Origin of the sequence: Roseinatronobacter monicus (genome assembly GCF_006716865.1) — a bacterium.
Lineage (GTDB): Bacteria > Pseudomonadota > Alphaproteobacteria > Rhodobacterales > Rhodobacteraceae > Roseinatronobacter > Roseinatronobacter monicus.
The window spans coordinates 1,090,230-1,110,803 of sequence record NZ_VFPT01000001.1 but is presented as its reverse complement, the minus strand read 5'-3'; the positions used below and the strand labels follow the sequence as shown (position 1 = coordinate 1,110,803).

General features: G+C 53.8%; 21 protein-coding genes and 2 pseudogenes. 6 read left to right on the top strand and 17 right to left on the bottom strand.

What is annotated here, in order from left to right:
• The first annotated feature begins 118 nt into the window (after positions 1 to 118).
• The 4 genes from tnpA to BD293_RS05110 all read left to right on the top strand — a co-directional run bounded on the left by tnpA (position 119) and on the right by BD293_RS05110 (position 2,823).
• The gene (gene tnpA / locus BD293_RS05125) at positions 119 to 496 is read left to right on the top strand and encodes an IS66-like element accessory protein TnpA (RefSeq protein WP_142080137.1); all 378 of its coding nucleotides are present in this window, start codon (positions 119 to 121) and stop codon (positions 494 to 496) included.
• Positions 493 to 840, top strand: coding sequence for an IS66 family insertion sequence element accessory protein TnpB (gene tnpB, locus BD293_RS05120; protein ID WP_142080138.1), 348 nt, complete (start codon positions 493 to 495; stop codon positions 838 to 840). Before tnpA ends, tnpB begins: the two co-directional genes overlap by 4 nt.
• Positions 841 to 903: 63 nt before the next feature.
• Positions 904 to 2,517, top strand: coding sequence for an IS66 family transposase (gene tnpC / locus BD293_RS05115; RefSeq protein ID WP_142080153.1), 1,614 nt, complete (start codon positions 904 to 906; stop codon positions 2,515 to 2,517).
• Between the two features lie 9 nt (positions 2,518 to 2,526).
• Complete coding sequence (locus BD293_RS05110) at positions 2,527 to 2,823, top strand: hypothetical protein (protein ID WP_142080139.1); 297 nt, start codon at positions 2,527 to 2,529, stop codon at positions 2,821 to 2,823.
• 157 nt (positions 2,824 to 2,980) lie between these two features.
• Here BD293_RS05110 and BD293_RS05105 read toward each other — a convergent pair whose 3' ends face one another.
• The 8 genes from BD293_RS05105 to BD293_RS05070 all read right to left on the bottom strand — a co-directional run bounded on the left by BD293_RS05105 (position 2,981) and on the right by BD293_RS05070 (position 9,036).
• A complete protein-coding gene (locus BD293_RS05105; RefSeq protein WP_142080152.1) occupies positions 2,981 to 3,781 on the bottom strand; it encodes a DUF3226 domain-containing protein in 801 nt (266 codons plus the stop codon).
• Position 3,782: 1 nt separating this feature from the next.
• Positions 3,783 to 4,955 (bottom strand): AAA family ATPase, encoded by a 1,173-nt coding sequence (locus BD293_RS05100; RefSeq protein WP_142080151.1) that lies wholly within the window; start codon positions 4,953 to 4,955, stop codon positions 3,783 to 3,785.
• Positions 4,956 to 5,321: 366 nt separating this feature from the next.
• Positions 5,322 to 5,579: an HGGxSTG domain-containing protein gene (locus BD293_RS23540; RefSeq protein WP_142084335.1), complete on the bottom strand. Its 258-nt coding sequence runs from the start codon at positions 5,577 to 5,579 to the stop codon at positions 5,322 to 5,324.
• 253 nt (positions 5,580 to 5,832) lie between these two features.
• Positions 5,833 to 6,099 carry a hypothetical protein gene (locus tag BD293_RS05090; RefSeq protein WP_142080150.1) on the bottom strand — a complete coding sequence of 89 codons (267 nt, stop codon included), beginning with the start codon at positions 6,097 to 6,099 and terminating at the stop codon, positions 5,833 to 5,835.
• A 54-nt stretch (positions 6,100 to 6,153) separates the two neighbouring features.
• Positions 6,154 to 7,662 carry a DUF3631 domain-containing protein gene (locus BD293_RS05085; protein ID WP_142080149.1) on the bottom strand — a complete coding sequence of 503 codons (1,509 nt, stop codon included), beginning with the start codon at positions 7,660 to 7,662 and terminating at the stop codon, positions 6,154 to 6,156.
• Positions 7,655 to 8,131 carry a hypothetical protein gene (locus BD293_RS05080; RefSeq protein ID WP_142080148.1) on the bottom strand — a complete coding sequence of 159 codons (477 nt, stop codon included), beginning with the start codon at positions 8,129 to 8,131 and terminating at the stop codon, positions 7,655 to 7,657. Before BD293_RS05080 ends, BD293_RS05085 begins: the two co-directional genes overlap by 8 nt.
• Positions 8,132 to 8,241: 110 nt before the next feature.
• Complete coding sequence (locus tag BD293_RS05075) at positions 8,242 to 8,427, bottom strand: helix-turn-helix transcriptional regulator (protein WP_142080147.1); 186 nt, start codon at positions 8,425 to 8,427, stop codon at positions 8,242 to 8,244.
• A 195-nt stretch (positions 8,428 to 8,622) separates the two neighbouring features.
• Positions 8,623 to 9,036, bottom strand: a complete 414-nt coding sequence (locus BD293_RS05070; protein WP_142080146.1) for a hypothetical protein — start codon at positions 9,034 to 9,036, stop codon at positions 8,623 to 8,625.
• Positions 9,037 to 9,107: 71 nt separating this feature from the next.
• Between BD293_RS05070 and BD293_RS05065 the strand changes: the two genes are divergently transcribed.
• Positions 9,108 to 10,172, top strand: a complete 1,065-nt coding sequence (locus BD293_RS05065; RefSeq protein WP_142079384.1) for an IS630 family transposase — start codon at positions 9,108 to 9,110, stop codon at positions 10,170 to 10,172.
• 346 nt (positions 10,173 to 10,518) lie between these two features.
• On the opposite strand, the gene BD293_RS05060 is transcribed toward BD293_RS05065, so the two are convergent.
• The gene (locus tag BD293_RS05060) at positions 10,519 to 11,808 is read right to left on the bottom strand and encodes a tyrosine-type recombinase/integrase (protein ID WP_142080145.1); all 1,290 of its coding nucleotides are present in this window, start codon (positions 11,806 to 11,808) and stop codon (positions 10,519 to 10,521) included.
• 334 nt (positions 11,809 to 12,142) lie between these two features.
• Here BD293_RS05060 and BD293_RS05055 point away from each other — a divergent pair, with 334 nt between their 5' ends.
• Positions 12,143 to 13,411: a DUF6538 domain-containing protein gene (locus tag BD293_RS05055; RefSeq protein ID WP_142080144.1), complete on the top strand. Its 1,269-nt coding sequence runs from the start codon at positions 12,143 to 12,145 to the stop codon at positions 13,409 to 13,411.
• Here the strand turns inward: BD293_RS05055 and BD293_RS05050 are convergent.
• The 8 genes and pseudogenes from BD293_RS05050 to istA all read right to left on the bottom strand — a co-directional run bounded on the left by BD293_RS05050 (position 13,393) and on the right by istA (position 20,531).
• A complete protein-coding gene (locus BD293_RS05050; protein ID WP_142080143.1) occupies positions 13,393 to 13,623 on the bottom strand; it encodes a hypothetical protein in 231 nt (76 codons plus the stop codon). The two genes, BD293_RS05055 and BD293_RS05050, sit on opposite strands and share 19 nt — an antisense overlap.
• A gap of 181 nt (positions 13,624 to 13,804) precedes the next feature.
• On the bottom strand, positions 13,805 to 15,469 hold the full coding sequence (locus BD293_RS05045; RefSeq protein WP_142080142.1) for a DUF927 domain-containing protein: 1,665 nt from the start codon (positions 15,467 to 15,469) through the stop codon (positions 13,805 to 13,807).
• A gap of 168 nt (positions 15,470 to 15,637) precedes the next feature.
• On the bottom strand, positions 15,638 to 16,141 hold the full coding sequence (locus tag BD293_RS05040) for a hypothetical protein (RefSeq protein ID WP_142080141.1): 504 nt from the start codon (positions 16,139 to 16,141) through the stop codon (positions 15,638 to 15,640).
• 479 nt (positions 16,142 to 16,620) lie between these two features.
• A pseudogene (locus BD293_RS05035) lies at positions 16,621 to 16,791 on the bottom strand (IS5/IS1182 family transposase); the annotation flags it as partial.
• A gap of 298 nt (positions 16,792 to 17,089) precedes the next feature.
• A complete protein-coding gene (locus BD293_RS05025) occupies positions 17,090 to 17,386 on the bottom strand; it encodes a hypothetical protein (RefSeq protein WP_142080139.1) in 297 nt (98 codons plus the stop codon).
• A 9-nt stretch (positions 17,387 to 17,395) separates the two neighbouring features.
• Positions 17,396 to 18,136: pseudogene (gene tnpC / locus BD293_RS05020) on the bottom strand (IS66 family transposase); the annotation flags it as partial.
• 96 nt (positions 18,137 to 18,232) lie between these two features.
• Complete coding sequence (gene istB, locus BD293_RS05015) at positions 18,233 to 18,991, bottom strand: IS21-like element helper ATPase IstB (protein WP_142079313.1); 759 nt, start codon at positions 18,989 to 18,991, stop codon at positions 18,233 to 18,235.
• Between the two features lie 10 nt (positions 18,992 to 19,001).
• The gene (istA, locus tag BD293_RS05010) at positions 19,002 to 20,531 is read right to left on the bottom strand and encodes an IS21 family transposase (RefSeq protein WP_142079314.1); all 1,530 of its coding nucleotides are present in this window, start codon (positions 20,529 to 20,531) and stop codon (positions 19,002 to 19,004) included.
• Positions 20,532 to 20,574: the final 43 nt, after the last annotated feature.

Sequence of the window (20,574 nt, the reverse complement as noted above, 5' to 3'; positions counted from 1 at the left end):
TCACCGGGAAGTGTTAAACTGTAACCACCCGATTTGAACCGCCTGCTTCTGGGCGCTTCGCGATGTTATGAGATGTCTTTAACGACGTCGTTAACGACGTCCCTTATTGGAGGCATTGATGCGCGGAGAAATACTTGGGGCTGAACGGCGGCGACGTTGGAGTGATGAGGAGAAGGTGGCAATCGTACGGTCAGTTGGAGTCGGTGGGGCGACAGTGACCCAGATTGCCCAGCGTCATGATGTGACGCGGCAGCAGATCTATAGCTGGCGATACGATCTGAAGAGGAAGGGCCTTTTGCCATACGACCCTGAAACGGTGTTTTTGCCGGTCGAGTTTTTGGAAATGGACCCTGAGGCATCGAGACCTTGTGCGGTTAGTGATGAGCAAGACGGGCGGGTTGAGGTTGTTCTGCGCAATGGCCGGAGTTTGCGCATTGATACAGATGTCGATGCGTCTGCCTTGACCCGGCTGATAAAGGCGGTGGAAGCGGCATGATTGGTCCGGGCACTGGGGTTAGGGTCTATCTGGCTTGCGGCTACACTGATATGCGTAAGGGGATTGCCGGCCTGTCGGCGATTGCACAGGATGTGCTACGCCAGCGCCCTGCGAGCGGCGCAGTCTTTGCATTCCGTGGGCGTCGGGGAGATAGGATAAAGCTGCTGTTTTGGGACGGACAGGGATTTTGTCTGTATTATAAAGTTCTCTCGAAGGGGCGTTTCCCATGGCCTTCGGCCTCTGACGGAAGCGCGCGTTTGACCTCTGCGCAGCTGGCCATGCTGTGGGAAGGAATGGAGTGGCGAAGGCCGGATTGGGGCGCGCCGCCAGCCCGTGTCGGATGATTTATCTTGCTGTAATTGCTTGTTTTTAGTGGATATAAGGCTTGGGATATGGTATAAATTTCCATGTCCCAAGCAGCGATTTCTCTCCCCAACGATCCGGCCGCTCTGAAGGTGATGATCACCTCTTTGCAGGCAGAGAACCAGAAAATCCTGGCCACCTTGCGCGCGCATGACTTGCTCGTTCAAGCCCTGCGCATCCGGATTGCCAAACTGAAGAAACAGAAGTTCGGTTCCAGCTCGGAAAAGATCGAGCGTGAGATCGAACAATTGGAACTCGCGCTGGAAGACCTGAATGTCGCTGTTGCCGAGGCACAAGACACGTCGCCAGATGAGAGTGAGGACGCTGACACGGACGCAGACGCGCGTAATACCACAGCAGATGCGCCAGAAAAGAAGCAACGCCGTCGTCCTAAAGTGTCGCCTGATACCCCCCGCGAACGCCGTGAGCTTGATCCTGGTGACACATGCCCCGACTGCGGTGGCAATCTGCGGGTGGTAGGTGAGGATGTCAGCGAGTTGCTTGATATGATCGCAGCGCAGATGAAAATCATCGAAATCGCGCGCATCAAGAAATCTTGCCGGTGCTGCGAGAAGATCGTTCAGCCACCCGCCCCCAGCAGACCAATCCCGCGCAGCATGGCGGGCCCAAACCTGTTGGCATTCATCCTGGTCTCGAAATACGATGATCAGCTGACTTTGTATCGCCTCAATGAAATCTTCGCCCGGATGGGAGCAGATATTTCCGATACAACGATGGCCGACTGGTGCGGCGGGGCAATGAAAGCACTGGCGCCACTGATCAAGATGATCGAGGACGCAATCATGGCCAGCGATCTGCTACATGCAGATGATACACCTATCCGGGTCCTTGATCGAAGTCGACGAGACAGAGGGCTTGGAAAAGGTGTGAAAAAAGGCCGCCTGTGGGCCTATGTTCGCGACCAGCGCCCTTGGGCGGGAGGAGCCCCGCCGGGGGCTGTCTACCAGTTCGCCCCTGACTGGAAAGAAGAGCATGTCCTGACCCACCTCGCCAAATCCAGCGGCATTTTGCAGGCCGATGGCTACAAAGGGTATACCAAGCTCTATGCTCCTGATCTCAACGGCAAGAGCCAGTTCCGAGAGGCTGCATGTTGGGCCCACCTGAGGCGCGACTTCCATGATGTTTGGATTGTGACGAAATCTGAAATCGCGCGCGAAGCGCTCGACCGGATCGGCGCGCTTTATGATATCGAGCGCCAGATCAACGGTCAGCCCGCAGACATACGCAAAGCAGTGCGCCAGGAAAAAACCAAACCCAAGGTCGAGGCCTTCCGGGTCTGGGCAGAGCAGCAATTAACACGCATCCCCGGCAAAAGCGATCTGGCCAAAGCGTTCCGGTATGGGCTGAGCCGCTGGAAGGCACTTACGCTGTTTCTCGATGACGGGCGCGTGGCCATCGATAACAATGCTGCTGAGCGGGCGCTCAGGCCGATCGGAGTCGGGAGACGGAACTGGTTATTCGCAGGCTCAGATGCTGGGGGCGAAACTCTTGCGCGTGCCATGACCATTATCGAGTCAGCAAAGATGAGCGGTCTTGATCCACAAGCCTATCTGGCAGATGTTCTGGATCGCATCCATGATCATATGAACCCCCGCCTTGGGGAACTGCTGCCCTGGAACTGGAAGCCAAAAACCTGAAGCCGCAGGATGACCACCGTGACTAATCTCTGCACCCTCGAATATGTCGCGGAAATGCTCGGCGAGGACCTCGAGATGTTGGAGGCTGTCATTTGGAATGATGACAACCTCAGTTATGGTGCGATCGTCAGCGTCCACACTGGAGCGGACGAATCCATCACGACCTTAACCGACGATGGTATCGAAGAGCTCAAAGACATGCTCAGCGATGCGCGCATATCACAGGATACATGGCATGCATTCCTCGAAGACTTCGTCGATGACCCCGAAATAATCGCACGCGTCAAGGATAAATGGCCGCGGTAGAAATCGGGCGGTTACGTTAAACTCGGGATCTCAGGGCTATTATTGCGCTCATCATAGCCGCGCTCTTGGCCGCTATATGGCACCGTCCGGCCAATCAGATCGTGTCACAAGCAGCTTGAGCAGACAAAAATATGATGTTCAGGATGAACGAATTAATTCACAGCAAACATTTTTTTACAAAGTTATCGACATCCATCACGATCTGTGGCGATTCTTTGATCTCCGGGATTAATTTCTGTTGCTCAACTGCAACTGCTAAGCTTGAGCCTGGTTTCAGCACGTTCGCTATCGAGCCCATAATACATTTCTTGTTATTTGATCCTTGCCTCATTTTAATAAGAGATTTGTGCCCACCCGCAAGCTCACTATCCAAACTCGCAACAAAATCAGACGTCATTTTCGATAGATCTGGGTGAGAAATAGAAGAGCATTCAAACAGAATATCCTCTAAGGTTCCTGAGTTAAAATTGTCAGGAAAAACGAATATTGCAACTTCTGGATTGCCGCATTCCAAAATTCCAATTTTCGAGGGCACAGGTATAGGGTAGCCCGGCGCTTTCTCAACAGCAGCAAGATCATTTATATTCTTTAGCGCCGCAGTCAGGTTATCGAAGCGCTTGGAAGCAGGTTCGCAGTCAGCATCAGAGAATATCACCACCCGCTCAACGTTTCCTGGAATCAATATATCCAGTGTATTCCTTACAACGCTTATCAATCGGCTGTCGCCGCCGGAATTGAGAAGGCCAACTACTAGATCATCTTTTTGAAATACTTCTGGAAATCTAGCAACCCTCTCAATGCTGTTGCCATTCCAAGGAAATTTTTTAGGAAAAAGAGGTTTCCACTCTGCAGGCAACTTGTCAAAAATTGTCGTTTTCTCAAAGCCACGTCGCACCAAGAGCTTACCAAGAAAACTCACATCGTGAGCACCTTCAGTGGCAAAAATAAAGTTTCTCATCTTAGAATCTTATATCCATACCAGAATCAACAACCAACCGCTGAAGCATTCCAGCTGTGAAGCGTTTTACAACTTGGCCTTGTCCACCTCCAAGCAGGTAAGCGCTAAGCCCATGTGCATCTTTATTAGACCGAGAAATCTCCTCTATTGCCTCTAGACTGTGTGACGTCGCAAAAACCTGAACATTATATCGCTTTGTGGCCCGCATGAGCCAGTCAAATACCTTTGAGAATGCACGCACATGAAACCCGGCTTCCATCTCATCTATCAAGACAACGCCATTCTTCGCTGCTAAAATGGAAAGTGCGATAGATAGGCCGCGTCGTACGCCATCCCCCATGACTGAAGCCGGAACTAGACTTCTGTCTTTTAAACGAATTGCAATAACTGGTCTATGCCTGTTCTCACTCGGGACAAGTTCCACGCCCGCTATTCTTGCATCAAGCTCGGACATCAGTTCGTTTAAATCATCAATGCTATCACTTCTTTGGGCTTTCGAAAGAGATGATAGGTTGTGACTTGAACTGCGGTGCCCATATGGAGGAACGTACTCTACTGGGATGCCTATTTTTCGCTTGCCGGCTAGAGTCCGCATGCCGAGTTTTGACCAAATTTTGAAATCCTCTGATTCTTTGTTCTGAAGGCTTCGCTCATTAGGGCTCTTGTAATCGATCGAGACCTCAATGCCAGTATCTGGAACCGGCTCACCTGCTTCATCCTGATCTTCGACAAAGTAGCTGCGTCCCATACGGCGCAATTCCTCGTCGGTGTGATATCCAGCAATGGGTTCGAGGGTGGCGAAAAGGCTACAGGCCCCCGAATCCATATCTGCGTGCAGTTCGATTGGCCCAGCATTCGTGTGATCCCACAGGTCACTATCATTCGATGGGAACATCCAGCTAATTATATCGAGTACCGGCAAGCCATGTGGTGAAGGCATAAAAGTCCGAACTTCTCGAGCATAGGCGACATTTAGCCAACTCCTCAGGTCAATCCCCGCGTGCAGAACTGCAATCGCTTCCAGCACCGATGTTTTCCCCGAGTTGTTGCCCCCAACAAGCAGGTTGACCTGCCCAAGCTCTTCTAGAGTAACATCCTTGAGGCCGCGAAAAGAGACGATTTTGATCTCTTTTGCTGAACTTGTGGGTAAATCTTGGGTAGGGAGATCGGGCATAATGAACCTGCGTAAGCGGCATACGATGATATTACCACTTGTCTATGCGAAAAGGCTCACAGCCACAACTGTCGCAGCGTCGCGAAGCTTGGCCCTCTGCATGCAACGGCCATCGCTATCGTAGCCATCCAGCGTAAGCTCATCAAAATGGCAAACGCGCTGGTCAAAGCGAGATAGAATTGGGTGAAAAAAACCGCTTGCGAAAGACGGATACTCGAGTGGCTTGCGGCGCCCGACACCGCTGGCAGCTTGGGCTGAACTGTTCCATTTCTACGGCACGTCAAATGCCGCCTCTTCGGCAGGAGTGTGGCACATCTAATTGTTCGCTTTTCCGTCCGGCTAACCGCTGGGGTGGAAGATGCAAGCCTAAATTTCCCGACGGGCAAGAGCTGTTTTCCTTTCCCCTCTCCACTTTTTCCAGCGCAGTATCTGCGCGGCTGCAATCTTGGCCTTTCCGGCATCTGTCTTTGGCCCTGTTGATCGGCCACCGTGATATTTGCAGCGGCGCTTACCGGGGATGACCTTATGCTTGCAGGGTGCGCCTGACCTTGCGCGTGCACCACACTGGGGGCGGTTCTTGGGTAGCAAAGGCAGACCATCGTCATCCAGTCCTTTTTCCCGCATAAGGGCGCAGACAGCACCGGTGCACTCATCACACACCTTTCTGAAGTCGGGGTGGCGCATAGCGGTGGCTGGGCAAGCCCTCCAGCGCGAACGCATTGCTTTGATTTCTTCGATTTCTAAGCGGCGCAGCTCCAATAGCATGGCGCTTAGCGCGGCTTGCTCTCTCGTCGGTCTACCCATCGGAAAAGTCAACTTTTGTCAACAGGTTTGTAATAGCCCAAGAGAGCATTGCCTGAAAGTCGCTGTCATCCACCTACAGGCCGGATTCAACGACACGGTCATGTACGATACAACCCCAGTCAAATGCGGCATTTTCGGCGGCAATAATTGCTTCCTGATAGCTTGCACCAGTCCAGATAACTAATTCGCCTTCGTCTTCGTAGACGGTCACCCAGAATACCGGCTCGCAAATTTCGGAGAAAACAATCACGCTGCCGTAAGTGCGTTCGGAGGTGACCCAAGTTGGTTTTAAATGCGTGATTTCTATTCTTGGGTTTGTGCAGTGTTCGAAGTTTGGCACGTTTTTTATCCTCTTAGAGAGTTCAGATAAGGTGAGGAGCAGCTGGAGAACCAATCACCTCCATGCATCTGGGTTGTGTTGGTCATCCCGCGCAGAAATATAGTCGCTCTCTGGCGCTCTAGGTGTAACCGCGTAACCTTCGTTATTATTCAATGGGTTATCAATCGTATTAGATGTAACCTTTGGCGCAGGGTTACATTTTGAAACCAGGTTAACCTGTTGATTTTGTTTATAGGTTACGGGGCTACGCGTGGAAGGCACATAACGCGCGGCGGCGGACTCGACTTCACTGCGCAGATATACGCGGGCCGCGGCCCCTCCGAGCTTCTTAACTGTGACTTTGATGCCAAAAGGCTTCATCAGCTTTGCCACCGACCCTGCGGAAATGGGCTTTCCATTCCGCCATTCCATCCATGGCCTGTCTTCAAGCATCATAAGTTCAGAGACGATTTCAGTGTTTGCGATACGGTCAACATGGCGTGCGGCGAATAATTCAGCAATATCGCGTAACATCATCACACCAGCCGGTTCGGCATCATCATCATCGACTGCTACCTTAGTCGCATAGGCGGCAGCCACTCTTTCAGGCCATGGCCTACCAAGGGCAGCTGCGATACGGGTCAGCGGTGTGAAATTGTCTTGTAGCCGGTCATTGCCACAAGCTGGTGGTTCGATTTCCATCGCGCCTATACGAAGTGCATTGTCATCAGCCCATCGCGCGGCCTGCCTGCGGATGCGGTGAAGCTGGCGGTGCAGGTCAAAGGGCAATCGCTCGACCGTCTCATCTGGCAGTTTGCGGCGCAGCCCGATGATGATTGACCGGCTCATCAATGTGTCGCGTTGCGTGCCGATACCTGCAATGACCATCGGGCACCATGTCGAGAATTTGGCAGGCACCAGTTCGCCCTTGACCTCTACAGTGCGCAGCACATTAGCTGTGCGGTGGGTGTGACCACTGTTTAGGATGCCTGCCAATTCTTCATTGGCCTTCATCCATGTGTCGGCTTCGTCCAGCAGCAGGGTTGGTTGCCATGCCTCGATTGCGCGAAAGATGACTGCTGGCGATGCATTGGATGCAATGATACCACGATGCGCCATCGCTTCCAGCACTTCCAGCAGCGTTGACTTGCCGCAAGCCCTGGTCGGGCTGGTGATAAGCAGGCGCGGCCAAAGCCGCCATGTGTCCATCAGGTAGCTACCCAACAGCCAAATCGCGGCGCAGTCTGCATCTGCGGGCGATGCGAAGACGACATGCGCATGCAGGCGGTCGCGGATTTCCTCGGCTAGTGAAGCGCCCTCGACCGGATCGGGCCATACCTTGATTGTTTCGATAGCTTCTGGCGTGTCGTCATCCTCGCCAGCATTGGCCTTGCGCGGTCTGGCGTTAGTCACTTCGGCGTCAAGGAAAGATGCGCGCCACCCAAGCCGGGCGGCGGCGTCCTTGCGTGCTGTCTCATATGCAGCCGGGTCCAGCGCGGCCAGCCTTTTGACTTCTGCCTGCGCCTCTGGCGCGGCGGCATCCTCGCTCTGGTGGATCTTCGCCGGTTTATCTAGATTATCCATGTGCCCGCCCTTTGGTTACGGTCTGGATGAACGCGGCTTGCTCTTCATCATTAAGACTACGCCACAGCGCCATAAGAACCTTTTTCAGGGTGAGCTTTGTCAGGTGATTGGAAGGAAAGCGTTTCAACGCGGCCAGGCCATAGGCGACAAGCTCATGCAGCGGCGCAGCTGCAGCCCAAAGACTAGCATCGCTTATTACCCAGCCGAAAAAATTACCAAGCGTCGGCCCGCGTGTCTCGACTGACTCTAGGAAGGCGACACAGAGCGGGACTGCCTCATCTGGATGGCACTCTCCCAAGGCATACGCGGCTGAATTTGCCCATTCCATGCGCAGCCGAAGTGTCGGATCGCTGATCTTGCTAGTATGTATCATCAGCATACCCCCCGGGTCAGGGCGGCGGGCGCTTTGGCTTGTGCCTCGGCCACATGAGACCGACGCATCAGGCAGAATATTTAGCTTTTCTTCCATTCCATTTACCTCTGGGTTTGCCCCAGCGGCGCAAGCGTGGTATTCAGTTAATCAAGCTGGCAAGCTTTGATACATAAAACCCTCGCCCGGCGCTGCCGGTGCGGGGTTTTTTATTTGGCTATCTGGCGGGACTTCTCCCAAGCCTCGATTTCGGACAATTTCCAGCGCGTGCAGCCGGGGCTGAGCTTCACAGGTTTTGGGAAGGTCGGATCCTCATTCAACCAACGGCGGGGGGTCAGATGGTGGACGCTATAGCGCGCGCCGAGCTGGCGGTCAGACAGGTATGTTTCAGGCATTCTCTACTCCATCGTTTTCGCGATGAGAACAGCAATGATGGTGGTGATCATTGCATTCCCATCTGATCGGGATGAAGTCACTCTACTTTTCAGATTGTCGCTTAAGCAATTGTTATTATTAGTATAAAATCATTTTCATTTTGACCGATTTTTGACCGATTTTTGACCTTTTTCTGGACTGTTTTGACCCCGATCCTAGCGGAGATTATTCAAAACGCGCTGTAGCGTCTTAGCTGAGCAGTTCTGTCCAGTCTCGCGAATCATGTGCAAGACTTCCTTCTGCTTCAGTGGCGCGTGCCCATCTGGAAACAGTTCAATGTAGACTTGGCGGACTGGTTCTTGGGTGCTTGGGCGCCCCTTTCCGTTTTTCTTTTCAGCTTCATATTCCAGCCTCCACAATTCGATCGCTTCTTTCACTGAAAACTCCGCTGCAGTTTTGTCAAAACAAACAGTCCATCCATCAATCTCACCAAATTCTTTAAAAATTCTTGCTTGGAGTTTCAAATTGCGCGCACGGAAATCAGCTACAGGCTCATCTTTAATGGACCATCCTTCCCATGAGCCCGTGCGCTCCGCCAAGTTTGAAATTGCAATCTTCCCGGTGCGCACGTCTATACTCCGAGTCCTGTGGAACCCGAGTTTTGCTTGACGGTTCGGTTTGATTGGATTCTGATGGGTTCATGCGTATTGAGCCGAAATTCCTGACATCTTCAGAACGTGCTGAGCTGATGTCCTGTGTGCGACGCCATCGCGAGGATCACGGTGTTGCGCGTCGCGCCAATGCGATTTTGCTGCTGGATGAGGGCAAATCCTGCCAACTGATCGCCGAATTTCTTTACCTTGACGATGATACGGTTCGTCTTTGGTACAAGGCTTACCGCGAAGGGGGCTGGGACCTCCTATCCACTGATGGATGGAAGGGCGGTCAATCCCGGATGACCTCGGCTCAGGAGGCCGAACTCAGCGCGTGGCTGGAGGATCGTTTTTGTCGTTCGACGACCGAGGTCCGGGCCCATATCTCCGCGACGTATGGCTTGGAGTATTCCCATTCTGGCTGCATCAAGCTTCTGACGCGTCTGGGGTTTGAGTATCGCAAGCCGAAGGGACTTCCGCGCGTTGCGCCTGCCGCAGCACAAGCCGCCTTCATCGAGATGTATCAGCGCTTGCTGAACGAGTTGGGGGCTGATGAAGCTGTCTATTTCGCAGATGCCGTGCATCCGGAGTATCAGACGAAACCGGCTTATGGTTGGGTGAAGGCCGGGACAAATCCTGCCGTGCAGACCACAGCAGGGCGTGGGCGTGTGAACATCCATGGTGCACTGAACTTGGAAACATTCGATTTGTCGTTTGTCGAGCCGATTACGGTAGACGGGATCAGCGCTGTCCAGCTCTTGGCCAAAATCGAGGCATCCAACCCTTACAAGCGCCTCATCCACGTGATCTGGGACAACGCGGCGTATCATAAAGGGCAAGAGGTGCGAGACTTCCTTGCAAGGCCGGACTGCCGCATCCACTTGATCCCATTGCCGCCATATTGCCCACATCTCAACCCGATTGAACGATTGTGGGCCGTCATGCACCGCTGTGTCACACACAATCAGTATTATCCCACGCAAAAGCAATTTGCCGATGCGATACTCGCATTTTTTCGAAAAACCCTCCCCAACGAATGGCGGAGCTTCCGCGACACCATCTCCGACAACTTCCGTGTCATCTCACACGACAATTTTCGGGTTTTCGCGTAAGGCGGGTATATGTAGAATAGTTCCACGCGGACATGCGGATCTGAAGATCTCGAAATACACCACACAGGTTTTGTCAGGGAGACAATCTTATGCGATAGTCGCACAGGCTGTTGTCTTGGCGAAAGCGCAAATGCGTTGTCACTATACCTCGAGAGCGCGAGCTTGACCATTTGTTGTTCGATGACTTTACGTTCAATGACCTTTGATTTCACCGGATCAAGTGTTGTTTTGTCGTCTGTGTTATAGACATGTTCGCTTGCTTCATCGATAGGTAAGTGAACGCGCGCAGCACGCTTACACACTTCAAGGACCTTATGAATATGTACATACTCCGGCGGGCAGAACATTATCCAATCCTCACCACGTTATCACCCTTGTTGTTGCCGACCATGAAATCCGCCCAGTCCGCCATCATGCGCCGCCGCTTCTCAATCATGTCGCCCCGTCTGTAGCTGGCTTCGACTGAGCTGCTGATCTTGTGAGCCAAAGCCACTTCGGCCATATCACCGGGATAAGTCGTCATTTCCGCCACCCAGTCCCTGAATGTGCTGCGCAGGCCATGTGGCACAGCAGGTCGTTTTGACACTCGGTCGAGGTAGCCTGCGCCGCCGTTGGCCACATCTGCCTTGTGCATCCGCTTCATCGCGGCTGACAAAGTTGCATCTGACAATTCACCACCCCGTGCGGCTGGAAAGACAAGCGAGTTGCCCTTGAGCCGCGGCAGCGCCTTCAGCAGTTCCACCGCGCGGGCAGATAGGGGAACACGATGTTCCTTGTCCATCTTCATACGCGCTGCGGGGATTATCCAAAGTTCCTTTTCTAGATCGACCTCCTCCCACAGCGCGCCCCTTATTTCTTTCGAGCGGGTAGCGGTAAGCGCGGCAAATTCCAGCGCCCGCGCGCCAAACCCGTCGCGCGCCTGCAAGTCAGCAAACCAGCGCGGCGCATCATCCAGTGTCAACGCTGGATGATTTTCCTCTTTCGCGACCTTTGATGGCGCCGGTAATAGCTCTTTCAGATTGCCAGCCCACCGTGCTGGATTATCGCCTGTCCTATGCCCAGCAACCGTGGCCCAACTCAGAACCGCCTCAATCCGACCTCTAACCCTGCTGGCGGTTTCGGTCTTCTCCATCCAAAGTGGCTGCAAAACACGCAATACATCCTGCGTTGTGATATCCTGAACCAACATCTTACCGAGATCGGGCGTTGCATAGGTGGCAAGGGTGTTTTCCCACTGCTGGCGGTGCTTGGCGTTCCTGAAGCCATCGAGCTTGTTGGCAAGACACCTATCCACTGCATCAGCAAAGGTCAGGCCACGGCGCTGCGCGGCCACCAGGGCGGCCTTGGTCGCCTTGCGTTCCTCAACAGGGTCGATGCCATGTTCTATCTTGTCACGCACCTCTCGCGCTTTGTCGCGCGCCTGTGATAGCGTGACAGTCGGGAAGCCTCCCAAGCCAATATCACGGCGCAATGCCCCCACCTTGATGCGCAAGACCCAAGAGCGCCCGTTCTTCGGTGTGACTTGTAGGTAAAGCCCTGTCACACCACCAACAGAAAATAGCACATTCCGCTTGCCGCCGGGATGGACCAGTCGCTTCACATCAAGCGCAGTCAGTTCTTCAGCAACCTTAGGCATAAATTCTATCCCACATCGCGCCCCACATCTTAAATGTAACTGGATGCATAGGATTGCGCAAGATCACTTATTTAAGATACTGTCTTCTTCGTCTTAATCAAACCACTACAATGCCTTGTGCATTTAGATGCATTTGATCGCAAAGGAACAGTGGCGGGCATCGTCTCCGCCACCTACCCTCACATAGAACTTACTTAACCCAATTATATAATTACGTATTTTATAGATATAGGCTAGCCGCGCATGCGGAAACATTAAATATGCTGCACATTTTGCTGCACAAACTGCTGCACATGCGCTTGCGCGCGTAACGCCTCGTCGATAGTATCGAAACATGAAATTGATCCAACGCGGCACTACTTATTACATTCGAAAGCGCGTGCCTCAGCGGTTCGCTGCGGTTGAATCGCGCCAAACGGTATGGATCAGCTTGCATACTGACTCACTAACTCTTGCTCAAACCAAAGCGCCAGCGGCTTGGGCTGAGATGAATGAGGCTTGGGAAGCACGATTGGCGGGCGACACTGATGACGCGGAGAAACGGTTTGAGGCAGCGCGAGAATTGGCTCAAGCCCGTGGTTTTCGTTACCTGCCAGCAAATAGAGTGGCAGCACTACCAACGCGCGTTATTTTGGATCGCGTAGAAGCCGTTGGCACGGCTGCAGGCGAGCCCGACAAGTTGGACGCTGCTGCAATACTCGGAGGTGCACAGGAGCCACCGGTCACCGTGCAGGGTGCGCTTAATCTGTATTGGGCGCTGACGAAAGACAAAACCTTCGGCAAATCAGAGGATCAGCTGCGACGATGGAGGAACCCTCGGCTGAAGGCTGTGCGCAACTTCATTGGTGTAGTCGGTGAAAAGGCTGTCAAGGACATCACTGGTGATGATATGCTGGATTTCCGGCAATGGTGGGTTGAACGCATTGAAAACGAGGGGCTGACCGCCAACTCGGCCAACAAAGACTTGGTGCATCTGTCGGACGTGCTACGCACCGTGAACAAGATGAAGCGCCTCGGCTTGGTTTTGCCTCTCAGCGACCTGGCACTTAAAGAAGGCGAACAACGCCAACGCCCGCCCTTCTCGAACGGCTGGATCAAAGACAAGCTGTTGAGACCCGGTGCTCTGGATGGGTTGAATAAAGAAGCACGCTGCATTCTACTCGGAATGGTCAATACGGGCTACCGCCCCAGCGAAGGTGCTGGGCTTGGACCTACCCAGATTCGGCTCGATACATCCATCCCGCACATTTCGATCGAGCCCAACGGGAGGCAATTGAAAAGTGAATATGCAAGGCGCATCATTCCACTTGTAGGGATAAGCTTGGCGGCGTTTCAAGAATGCCCCAATGGCTTTCCACGCTACGCTGACAAGGCCACGCTTTCGGCGACGATCAACAAATTCCTGCGGGCCAACAACTTGTTAGAAACGCCTGCACACAGTATGTACAGCCTACGCCATGCTTTTGAGGATCGCATGCTGGCGGTTGGTGTCGATGACCGCATCCGGCGAGACCTGTTCGGCCATAGGCTGGATCGTGAACGCTATGGGCGTGGCGCCACCCTTGAGCACCTCCATCAGATCATTCAAAGTTTGGCATTCTGAGCAGCGATAGCGGCACGGGCATAGGCAATTGGATCGCCTTTCTCTTTCGCTTCAGCCGCCACGAGTTCAGCCTCAAGTCTTTCGAAAATGGGCAGGTAGACGAGATCGTCCACCACAAGCTTTGCAACTGTGGCGTGGGCACTGCGCAATCTTTGCAATTCGCTCTTGGCCACATCATTCACTTCGGTTGAGGTTATTGGGACAGAGTTCACGCAATCTTCCTCGGTCCGGCAGGACATGAGGTGGATTGAGCGTCACTCACTTGCAAATTGAGAGCCAAAGGTGGGTGCGCGTCACGAGCTAACTTGATTGAAGTGAAAGCTATCCAATTAAAGCTGCCGTAGTGACCGAAGAAACGATCCCCATAACTGTCGTCGTGAGGATCGTTTGGCATTAATTTGGCAGTTCGAACTTCAAAAGCTTTCTGGTGAAGCACATGTAGCTTTGGCGGCGCGCCCCTTTGATCGGCGTCACTTGGGCGGAGGTCGGACGCGCAGTGGTATGTTTTTTGAGAACAACCCCAGCTAAGTCGAGCTTCCCAATCAGGTTATCTCGGACGGCCGTGTCCCCGATAGTGTTGAACGCTGCGACATTCACCAAGATGCGAACAGTTTTGCCATTTTGCCTCATGCGAAGCGCGGGGGCAGCATTTACGATCGAAACTTCAGGAACTGGAGGTTCGGTGAGATCAACAATAGGAGCCGCTTTCGCAGTCGCTTGCAGCTTCTCAAGTGCATCGTTCAGCCTATCGGCTTCGGTGAACAAATGCGATCTGGCCAAGCCGTATGCCGTCACCGCACTGTCTTTGACCAGCACCTTCGACCACGGTAGAATACCGGCATCGATCGCCAGCACACCTACAGCATACGCTAGGCCAAACTTGTTGCTAATGCGCCGCTCCCAACCCGTGCTAGGCACATTAAGTTTCTTGTTGAATAGGGCCACGCGTTCTTTGACCAGTAGCTCAACTTTGTCAAAATTGTCGACAACGTAGCGGATGAAGGCAGGAGCTGCAGTTCCGAAATACTGCGTGGTGGTCACGTTCAGGTTGTCTGCCAGTTGTGCAGCTTGTTTTTGGGTACTTCTGTGTTCTGTCTCCGCCAACAGATCAAAGATGCCAGTCGGCGAATCTTCAATCGGCAGATCGAGAAACCGCGCCTCTTCGCCCAACATACGCTCCTCGCCTGCAAGAGCCGCGATAGAAGCTGCTGTTGACTCACCAGTACTAAGGGCAAGAAAGCGATACTTTTGTACATCTGCGCCCCCCGAATAATGCTTCGAGCGACGGCGTGTCGATCCGGTAGCGAGCATATACGTGACTTCACGCAGAAATTTGCGCTGCGCCCGATTATCTGAGGCGCTGGCACTGAACTCGTCTAGCGACGCAAACCCATCATTGCTGGAAGCCATGAGATCCTGCAGACCAGACGGCGTCGAATCCCAGTTAGCAAGTGATGCATGTCCACCAGGCCAGACGCTGGCAGCGACACGTGCGAGGGTTGTTTTGCCGACACCAGATTTTCCAGAAATATGGAAGATTGCATTTTCACAATTTGTCATGTGTGCAATGATCGGCATCAAAGCGGCGACGACTGTGAAGACGCCGATGCTCGATGCTGCCAAGGGTTTGGCAACTTCGTCTTTCCAGTTATCCAGTGAACCAGCTTCGGCGTTCGGAGCTAGCGCGCCAAAGTATCTGATATCATCGCTTTGATCCCGACTGATGGACTTATGGGGTAACACGTAAGTGCGCCCATGCCAGCCAGTCATGATCGTCAAACTGCACCTGTCAGCCGGTTCAGCTAGCCCAATCGCCTCGAGCAGTTTAGCGCGTTCTTTCTTGTCTGCCGGTTGAGTCATGCCGTTACGTGACAAATAGTTTAGAAGCTTGCGCGTGTCGTGAACGACTTCATTTGGAATGAAATGTTCACTGCTTTCGCCGTCAGGTGTTGGAAAAATAACACCTTTGTAGTACGATCCATCTTGCATGTGACGCGCCATGCGGGTGACCTTGACGCTGTATGCTTCAAGTATTGAAGCGTTGTTTTGATTTACCATTAGGATAGCCTTCCTGATTGAAGAAAGCAGCACGCACGCTAATGCGCACAGCAAACAAACAGTGTTGTGTTGAATTGGGGTTCAAAAAAATACATATGCAGTTCGAAGCCAGAACTTCATTAACGCATTGTATTTATTGAGTATTTATCAATTTTATGTATCATCACATCATTCGCACTCCCCTATAGTGAAAAAGCGCGCATGGGCTCGGTGCTGTGATAGCCAGCGGGCCAACTCAAGTTCCTGCAGTACATTTATGGCTTCTTGGCGCGTGTCTGCATGGCCTTGGCGATCAATAAAATCGACCCGCCGAAAGAAGTTTGGTTTCGACATGTAAGCAAGCTGCCCAATTGGGTTTACCGCTTCTGTCACGAAGAGCCCTCTTCCGACGATGGTTGCCTTCGGATCTTTGCGCATGGCTTCCCACTCACGCGGTCTGACATTCCGAATGATGCCATGGACGTGCGCTTGCCAGTGATTTTTTCCGCCAGAAATAGATTTCACATTATAGCTGACATCGACACACATCAGTCCAACTGCAGCAGGCGCATGTTTTCTGAACTGATTTCTGCAACACTTTTTGAGCGCTAGCAGGTCAACTTCATGGAGTTTGCCGATCAACGCGTCGCCTCCAGGTGGGATAATCGCTATGGCTTCCCAATAACTTCTCATTTTACCGCCCTCCGTTGCTTAGAGGGGCGGACAAAATCAGACCATTTCGTCATAAAGGCTAGTTGAGCACGCAGACGGCAGACTGGGCATGCGAGGTTACCGCAGCGGTGGTGTTTGGAGCAGCGCTTTCCATTCCCCCAGGTGACGCCATGTGCCTTTGCGGCACGTTGCAAGTTCTTAGTTCGTGTCTCGCACTCCTTGAAACTTTTGATGCGGAATGCGCTGCAAAGAGCAGCTTCTACAAGCTGTGCGTCCGAAGCTCCCTTCAGCAACTCAGCGATTCTTGGTTCTTGTTTACGACTCATTTTCATCCCTTTTCTGACTGGAATGAGCTGAAGGTATCAAAGCAAATGATGTGGCGAATGGGGGGAATTCCACCCCCATTGCCACCCACAATGGGCGTTGTGCGCAACTCGCGTCTGAAGCGAGATTACCCCTTTCCCCTGTATCTTCTGGACAGGCGATCGATCTCTGGGGCGCCCAAGTGCATTGAAGCGGTTCATGAGGGCGATGCGGATGTGGATTTCGATGGCTTGGCGATAAGAGTCCCTCGCCACGATGCGTTCGCCGAAGACTTTGAGACGGCGCATCCTCGCCTCTATCCGACTTCGAGCGTGGTATCCGGTCCAGCGCTTCCAGAATGCCCTGCCTAGGGCCGTATGGCTCGGACAGCCCCAGCAGAACGCCTATTTCGAGCGCTACAACCGCACGATCGGCAAAGCGCGAATAATTCAGCACAACCAAATTAAACTCTGTCAATTACAATTGTATCGCCACCATTCTGGCCGTCTGCCTCAAGGGAAGCTTGAAAGGAAGCTTGACCGTCAGACAGCACTGGATCGGTGCATCGGGGAACAGCCCGTGACCGCAAGGCCTCGCCGTCATGCGACGCAAGCCAAGTTAATATCGTTATCCGAGCAGATCAGTAGATCCGTAACCGCCCGATTTCTACCGCGGCCATTTATCCTTGACGCGTGCGATTATTTCGGGGTCATCGACGAAGTCTTCGAGGAATGCATGCCATGTATCCTGTGATATGCGCGCATCGCTGAGCATGTCTTTGAGCTCTTCGATACCATCGTCGGTTAAGGTCGTGATGGATTCGTCCGCTCCAGTGTGGACGCTGACGATCGCACCATAACTGAGGTTGTCATCATTCCAAATGACAGCCTCCAACATCTCGAGGTCCTCGCCGAGCATTTCCGCGACATATTCGAGGGTGCAGAGATTAGTCACGGTGGTCATCCTGCGGCTTCAGGTTTTTGGCTTCCAGTTCCAGGGCAGCAGTTCCCCAAGGCGGGGGTTCATATGATCATGGATGCGATCCAGAACATCTGCCAGATAGGCTTGTGGATCAAGACCGCTCATCTTTGCTGACTCGATAATGGTCATGGCACGCGCAAGAGTTTCGCCCCCAGCATCTGAGCCTGCGAATAACCAGTTCCGTCTCCCGACTCCGATCGGCCTGAGCGCCCGCTCAGCAGCATTGTTATCGATGGCCACGCGCCCGTCATCGAGAAACAGCGTAAGTGCCTTCCAGCGGCTCAGCCCATACCGGAACGCTTTGGCCAGATCGCTTTTGCCGGGGATGCGTGTTAATTGCTGCTCTGCCCAGACCCGGAAGGCCTCGACCTTGGGTTTGGTTTTTTCCTGGCGCACTGCTTTGCGTATGTCTGCGGGCTGACCGTTGATCTGGCGCTCGATATCATAAAGCGCGCCGATCCGGTCGAGCGCTTCGCGCGCGATTTCAGATTTCGTCACAATCCAAACATCATGGAAGTCGCGCCTCAGGTGGGCCCAACATGCAGCCTCTCGGAACTGGCTCTTGCCGTTGAGATCAGGAGCATAGAGCTTGGTATACCCTTTGTAGCCATCGGCCTGCAAAATGCCGCTGGATTTGGCGAGGTGGGTCAGGACATGCTCTTCTTTCCAGTCAGGGGCGAACTGGTAGACAGCCCCCGGCGGGGCTCCTCCCGCCCAAGGGGGCGTATTCCGGCGGATCCGGCCACCCATTCCGACAACATCCGGCCACCTGTTCCGGGGTATCCGGCCACCTGTGACGCGTTGCCGTGAGGCAGCGTGTTTTGGTTATCAGTCCTGAGGGGTTTCGTCACCCATTTTGGTGATGGTCTTGCGCATGGATTGGCCCTCGAGTTCGAGACGGTAGGCGTTGTGAACGATGCGATCGAGGATGGCATCGGCGAATGTGGGTTCGCCGATGACGTCATGCCAGGCTTTGATGGGTAATTGGCTTGTGATCATCGTTGAGCCGCGCCCGTAACGCTCTTCGACGATCTCCATGAGATCGCGGCGTTGCGGTGATGTCAGCCTGTCCGGTCCCCAGTCGTCCAAGATCAGCAATTGCGCCTTCGTGATGCTGCGGAACAAGCGGGGGAAGCGTCCGTCACCATGGGACAGCTCCAATTCCTCGAAGAGGCGCGGCATCCGTTTGTAGACCACAGTCACGCCGTCACGACAGGCTGCCTGGGCCAGTGCGCAGCCAAGCCAGGTCTTGCCGACGCCACAGGGGCCCGTGATGATCAGATTACGCTTGTCGGTGATCCATCTGCCTGTGAGCAGGCTTTGGAACAGCGCTTTGTCGAGGCCACGGCGTGCGCGGTAATCAACATCTTCTGGGCTGGCGCCAACATGGCGCAGCCTGGCAGTCCGCATGCGAGCCTCAAACCTCTTTGTTTCTCGGCTTGCGACCTCACGGTCAACGAGCAAGCCAAGCCATTCAGCATGGCCGAGATCGGCAGTTGCATCTTGCATCTGCAGTTCGGCAAAGGCTTCGGCCATGCCGTCCAGCCTGAGGGCTTTAAGGTGATGAAGGGTTGGATGGTCGAGCATTGTGTTCCTTTCAATGGAAGTAATCGGCGCCACGGATATTGGGGTGGGTGATGGCAGGCTCGTCCGTGGCGCGGGTGCGGGGCCTGCTCTCAAGCCCATTCTTGAGAATGGACAGGAGTGACGAATAGGATCTGGCGTTGATTTCGAGCGCACGGCGACAGGCCGCATCAAGTCGGTCGCGGCCAAACTTGTCGGCCAGCCGGATCACCCCAAGGCAGGTGCGATAGCCCTGTTCCGGGTGCTTGCGCTCGCGCATCACGACCTCAACGAAGATGGCCACGTTTGGCCCAACGCGAGCCGCACGTGCTTTGATACGCTCTGGCGTCCAGTCATCGCGGAATTGGTGGTGCGCTGGCATGTGATCGCGCAGCGTAGAGTGCTTCCCGTTGCTGGACGTCCTGACATGAGAGGCGACACGCTGCCCGAGATGGAAGACTTCGATGGTGCGGCCTGTGATCCGCGCCCACAGCTCTTTCTTCAGCAGCTGATAGGGCACGGAGTAATAATGCTTGTCGATCGCGACGTGGTAATCGAACCCGGCGCGGCACTTCTTCCATTCAGCATAAACATACGATGCTACCGGCAGCGACTTCAGGGCGGGTTTGTCCAGCTGTTCAAAAAGCTGTCTGCGGCTGGCACCCAGATGGCGAGAGACCTTGTCGTTGAGCCTGTCAAGCAACGGCTTGATGGCCGCGTTCAACTCAGCAAGGCTGAAGAACTGGCGGTTGCGCAGCCGTGCCAGTATCCAGCGTTCAGCCAGCAATACCCCACCCTCTGCCTTCGCCTTATCTTTGGGCTTATATGGCCTCGCCGGGACAACGGCCGTGTCGTAATGCGCGGCCATATCTGCGTAAGTCCGGTTGATTACGGGGTCGTAAAAGCACGCCTTGGTGACCCCTGCCTTCAAATTGTCCGAGACGATCTGGGCGGTCACACCACCGAAGAAATCCAAAGCGCGGACATGGCTTGCGATCCAATCCGGTAGGGATTGCGTCCAGGTCGCCTCGACAAATGTATAGTTCGATGCCCCCAGAACAGCGACAAACACCTGTGCCGTGCGCACCTCCCCGGTCTCGGGGTCAATCACATCGATCGTATGGCCGGCATAATCGACGAACAGGCGCTCACCTGCAGGATGGCGCTGTCGCATCACCGGCGACAGCTTGCCTTCCCAGCGTGTGTAAAGTTCGCAAAACCGGGAGTATCCATACCCATCAGGATGATCAGCGCGATATTCTTCCCACAACAGCATCAACGTCACGCCCTTGCGGCGCAACTCGCGGTGAATGCAGGGCCAGTTAGGCTCGGTCGCGCGGTTCGCAATATCACGCGCCGTGCGTGGGTAAATCAGGCGCTCAAGGTCGGTGTCAGACATCTCTGGTGGTAGCGGCCAGCTCAGATCAACCTCGGCAGCGCGATCCAGATAGGCCTTAACCGTTGTCCGCCCAATCGTCAGGCTGACACCAATTTTACGGGTCGAAAGACCCTCGGCTGATAGCCGCAAAACATCTCGTATCTTCCGCATTGGCAATCTCTTCATCGGGCTTCCTTCCAGACTAAAAAGCCAGACGGTAGCCAGTTAC

Coding starts and splice junctions, on each gene's coding strand:
- BD293_RS05080 (WP_142080148.1), bottom strand. CDS start 8,131: ATGGAAGAAAAGCTAAATATTCTGCCTGATGCGTCGGTCTCATGTGGC.
- tnpA (WP_142080137.1), top strand. CDS start 119: ATGCGCGGAGAAATACTTGGGGCTGAACGGCGGCGACGTTGGAGTGAT.
- BD293_RS05055 (WP_142080144.1), top strand. CDS start 12,143: ATGAAATTGATCCAACGCGGCACTACTTATTACATTCGAAAGCGCGTG.
- istB (WP_142079313.1), bottom strand. CDS start 18,991: ATGCTCGACCATCCAACCCTTCATCACCTTAAAGCCCTCAGGCTGGAC.
- BD293_RS05025 (WP_142080139.1), bottom strand. CDS start 17,386: ATGACCACCGTGACTAATCTCTGCACCCTCGAATATGTCGCGGAAATG.
- BD293_RS05100 (WP_142080151.1), bottom strand. CDS start 4,955: ATGCCCGATCTCCCTACCCAAGATTTACCCACAAGTTCAGCAAAAGAG.
- BD293_RS05065 (WP_142079384.1), top strand. CDS start 9,108: ATGCGTATTGAGCCGAAATTCCTGACATCTTCAGAACGTGCTGAGCTG.
- BD293_RS05105 (WP_142080152.1), bottom strand. CDS start 3,781: ATGAGAAACTTTATTTTTGCCACTGAAGGTGCTCACGATGTGAGTTTT.
- BD293_RS05110 (WP_142080139.1), top strand. CDS start 2,527: ATGACCACCGTGACTAATCTCTGCACCCTCGAATATGTCGCGGAAATG.
- BD293_RS05075 (WP_142080147.1), bottom strand. CDS start 8,427: ATGCCTGAAACATACCTGTCTGACCGCCAGCTCGGCGCGCGCTATAGC.
- istA (WP_142079314.1), bottom strand. CDS start 20,531: ATGAAGAGATTGCCAATGCGGAAGATACGAGATGTTTTGCGGCTATCA.
- BD293_RS05085 (WP_142080149.1), bottom strand. CDS start 7,662: ATGGATAATCTAGATAAACCGGCGAAGATCCACCAGAGCGAGGATGCC.
- BD293_RS05060 (WP_142080145.1), bottom strand. CDS start 11,808: ATGCCTAAGGTTGCTGAAGAACTGACTGCGCTTGATGTGAAGCGACTG.
- BD293_RS05040 (WP_142080141.1), bottom strand. CDS start 16,141: ATGAGAAGTTATTGGGAAGCCATAGCGATTATCCCACCTGGAGGCGAC.
- tnpB (WP_142080138.1), top strand. CDS start 493: ATGATTGGTCCGGGCACTGGGGTTAGGGTCTATCTGGCTTGCGGCTAC.
- BD293_RS23540 (WP_142084335.1), bottom strand. CDS start 5,579: ATGCGGGAAAAAGGACTGGATGACGATGGTCTGCCTTTGCTACCCAAG.
- BD293_RS05045 (WP_142080142.1), bottom strand. CDS start 15,469: ATGGTAAATCAAAACAACGCTTCAATACTTGAAGCATACAGCGTCAAG.
- tnpC (WP_142080153.1), top strand. CDS start 904: ATGTCCCAAGCAGCGATTTCTCTCCCCAACGATCCGGCCGCTCTGAAG.